3 protein-coding genes and 1 pseudogene are annotated in these 3,404 nt (G+C 74.6%); 2 read left to right on the plus strand and 2 right to left on the minus strand.

Annotation, left to right across the window (positions count from 1 at the left end):
* Both E1291_RS40380 and aroF read right to left on the minus strand, forming a co-directional pair.
* A partial coding sequence (locus E1291_RS40380) for an EamA family transporter (RefSeq protein WP_165495537.1) occupies window positions 1-545 on the minus strand: 545 nt, incomplete at its 3' end.
* Between the two features lie 289 nt (window positions 546-834).
* A complete protein-coding gene (gene aroF, locus E1291_RS40385) occupies window positions 835-1,875 on the minus strand; it encodes a 3-deoxy-7-phosphoheptulonate synthase (RefSeq protein ID WP_131743279.1) in 1,041 nt (346 codons plus the stop codon).
* A 329-nt stretch (window positions 1,876-2,204) separates the two neighbouring features.
* Between aroF and E1291_RS40390 the strand changes: the two genes are divergently transcribed.
* Together E1291_RS40390 and E1291_RS40395 are read left to right on the plus strand one after the other, a co-directional pair.
* Window positions 2,205-2,828 (plus strand): sulfite oxidase-like oxidoreductase, encoded by a 624-nt coding sequence (locus E1291_RS40390; protein ID WP_131743280.1) that lies wholly within the window; start codon window positions 2,205-2,207, stop codon window positions 2,826-2,828.
* 95 nt (window positions 2,829-2,923) lie between these two features.
* A pseudogene (locus tag E1291_RS40395) lies at window positions 2,924-3,404 on the plus strand (hypothetical protein); the annotation flags it as partial.

Raw genomic sequence — 3,404 nt, forward strand, 5'->3', positions numbered from 1 at the left:
CACCCGGCGACGGCGCCGCCGGTCGCCAGGAGCCAGCGGGCCGACGGCGCCGAGCGCCGCAGGGCCACGCCGATCACGCCCGTGAAGGCGGGCGCGCTCCCGATCGTCACGACCGTGCCGACGGCGACGCCGGTCCGGGCGACGGCGACGAAGAAGGCCGTCTGGTAGACGGCGATCGCGGCGGCGCCGACGGCGATCAGGCTCCAGGCGCGCCACCGGCGTGCCCCGGCCGCTTCCGCGCTCTCCGCCCGGGGCGAGAGGAGGAGGCGCCGCAGACCGGCGGCGCGGGGGGCGCCGTCACGGCGGACGAGGGCGGCGAAGCCGAGCAGCACGAGGCCGCCGATGACGATGCGGGCGGCCCCGGCCGAGAGGCTGGACGCCCCGCTCGCGAAGGTCCGGGCGGTCCCGGTCGTCCCCCACAGGCACGCTGCCAGGAGGATGTCGAGGCCGCCGCCCTGGAAGGCGCGCCGGGACGGGGCCCCGCCCGCCGGGCGGGTGGGGCCGTCGTGTTTGAGGGTGCGTTGCTTGAAGGCGCGTACTGACACGGAGAGAGGCTCCTGTGCTCGAATCGGAGGAGGGGATCCGGATTCGGGGCGCAGGAGAACGCCGGCCGTGCGCCGTGCCGGCGCCGGTCGTGGCGGGTCTCAGCAGGGAAGGTCTCGCCGCGCCCCGTCAGGAGCGGGGCGGCCCGCAGTCGGGGGTCCAGTACGCCATGCGGCCGACGATATCAGCCGGTCCGGCGCGCCCTCCCGCCGTGTTCCCGCCGACCGCGGGTGGGCGGCAGGGCGGGCGACACGGCGGGCGACACGGGGGGTCCGCGGCGAGAGGGCGTGGTCAGGCGGGGACGGCGTCCGGCTCTCCGGTGAGCACGCGGCCCACCATCGGCGGCAGGTCGCGCACCACCTTGGCCAGCTCGCGCAGGTCGCCGTCCACGAGGGCCTGCGGGCCGTCGCACAGGGCGCTCTCGGGGTGCGGGTGCACGTCGATGATCACACCGTCCGCGCCCACCGCGATCGCGGCGCGGGTCAGCGGCAGCACGAGGTCGCGGCTGCCGCCCGAGTGCGACGGGTCCACGATCACCGGCAGGTGGGAGAGGCGCTGGGCCACCGGCACGGCGGAGATGTCCAGGGTGTTGCGGGTGGCCCGTTCGAAGGTGCGGATGCCCCGCTCGCACAGCACGATGTCGAGGTTGCCGCGCTGGGCGACGTACTCGGCGGCCATCAGCCACTCCTCGACCGTGCCGTTCATGCCGCGCTTGAGCATGACCGGCTTGCCGGCCTCGCCCGCGGCCTGCAGCAACGCGAAGTTCTGCGCGTTGCGGGTACCGATCTGCAGCATGTCGGCGTAGGAGGCGACGAGCTCGACGTCCCTGACGTCGACCACCTCGGTGACGATCGGCATGCCGGTCTCGGCGCGCACGTCCGCGAGGATCCGCAGCCCGGCCTCGCCGAGGCCCTGGAACGCGTAGGGCGAGGTCCGCGGCTTGAACGCGCCGCCGCGCAGCAGCGTCGCGCCCGCGGCCCGCGCCATCAGCGCGGCGCCCAGCGTCTGCTCCGGGGTCTCCACCGCGCACGGCCCGGCGATCAGCGTCATCGTGCCGGGGCCGATCGGCACGCCGCCCACGCGGACGACCGAGCGCTCGGCGTGGTTCTCCCGGCTCACCAGCTTGTAGGGCGCCGAGATGCGGATCACGTCGCTGACGCCGCGGGCGCCGCGCAGGTTCAGCGAGCCGAACCGCTGGACGTCGCCGACCAGCCCGATGATGGTCCGCTCCACGCCGCGGCTGACGAACGCGTCGCCGCCCGCCGTCTCGACCAGTGAGACGACGGCCTTGATATCCGCTTCGGTGGCCCCGGGGGCCATGACGACGACCATGGGTGTGCTGCCTCTCCTCGTGACGCGGTGCCGGCGGCCCGCGCGGAACGACCCCTGGAAACGACGAGAGCCCCGGGCCAGTGCGGCCCGGGGCTCTCGTCCTGCTAGGTCTGTCAGCGCAACGTCTGGCAGACCAGCCGCCCGGGCTGGTCGAACCAAAAGAAATAGACGACGTTGCGCACGCGCTCAGAGTAGCCGATAGTCCCGGCGGCCGCGCACACCGGCCTTCGCGGGGCGGTCCCTGGAGCGTCCGCGGGCGTGTCGCCCGCGCGCTCCCGGCGGGGGCCGAATATGGCTCAGCTCACGTCGGATGGCAGGATGGCCGCGTCATGTCCCCACCCGAAGAGCCCACACCGCAGCCACGGGAACTCCCGCCCGGTCAGTACGTCCCCCGTGGCTGGCCGGTCCTGCACTACGGACCCGTGCCCAAGTTCCGTCCCGCGGACTGGGACTTCCGGGTCTTCGGCGCGACGGAGTCGGGGGAGCAGTACCGCTGGACCTGGGTCGAGTTCGACGCGCTGCCCCGGGTCAGGAGCGTCTCCGACTTCCACTGCGTGACCAAGTTCACCATCCCGGACATCGCCTGGGAGGGCGTCCCCGGCTCGGCGATCGTGGACCTGGCACCGCCCGCGCCCGACGTCACGCACGTGATGGTCTGGGCCGAGTACGGCTACAGCGCCAACATCCGGATGGGCGACTTCCTCGCCGAGGGGACCATGTTCGCCACCCACCGCGAGGGCGAGCGGCTCACCCCCGACCACGGCTTCCCGATCCGCATCGTCGTGCCGCACCTCTACGCGTGGAAGAGCGTGAAGTGGGTCCGCGGCGTCGAGTACCTCGTGAAGGACCGGCGCGGCTTCTGGGAGGAGCGCGGCTACCACAACATCGCCGACCCGTGGCGGGAGCAGCGCTACTCCTACCAGGAGGACGGGCCGGAGTCGCCGCCCCTCTGAAACCGCGTCCGCCAGGGGCCTGTGGCCCATCCGAGACCTTTGTAAATCGGCAACGGACGGACCCCACGGGTATACAGCCGTTACCGTGGGTCGTCATGGTCCTACCGTCCGTCGCGGACGTCGTAGCGTGCGCCTCCGCCGTGGGAGCGGCCACCGGCGCCTGCGCCCTGCGCCGCTGGCTGCCCTCCCGGCGCCGCGCTCCCGGTGATCCGGAAGAGGAGGCGAGGTTCGCGGCTCTGCACACGATCGCGCGCGCGTCGCCCCCGCTGCGCGCCGGCCTGAACCGGGACTCGGCGCGCAAGTCCGCCCGCCACCTGCGCACCCTGCTCGGCGCCGAGGCCGTCGCGCTGGTCGCCCTCCGGGACGCCTGCCCCGACGACGGCGATCCCGACGAGGACGGTCCCGACCCCGGAGCCGGTCCCGGTCCCGACCCGGGCGGCGGCTTCCTCGCCGCCCCCGTCGCGCTCCCGCTCGCCCCCCGGGACGAGGCCATGGCCGGTCCGGACACCGCCCACGGCCCGGACGGCGGCCCCGAGGGCGGCGGCGCGGACGCCGCACCGGGCACCGGCGCCCACG

The sequence above is a fragment of the Actinomadura roseirufa genome (assembly GCF_900659635.1).
Classification (GTDB): Bacteria; Actinomycetota; Actinomycetes; order Streptosporangiales; family Streptosporangiaceae; genus Spirillospora; species Spirillospora roseirufa.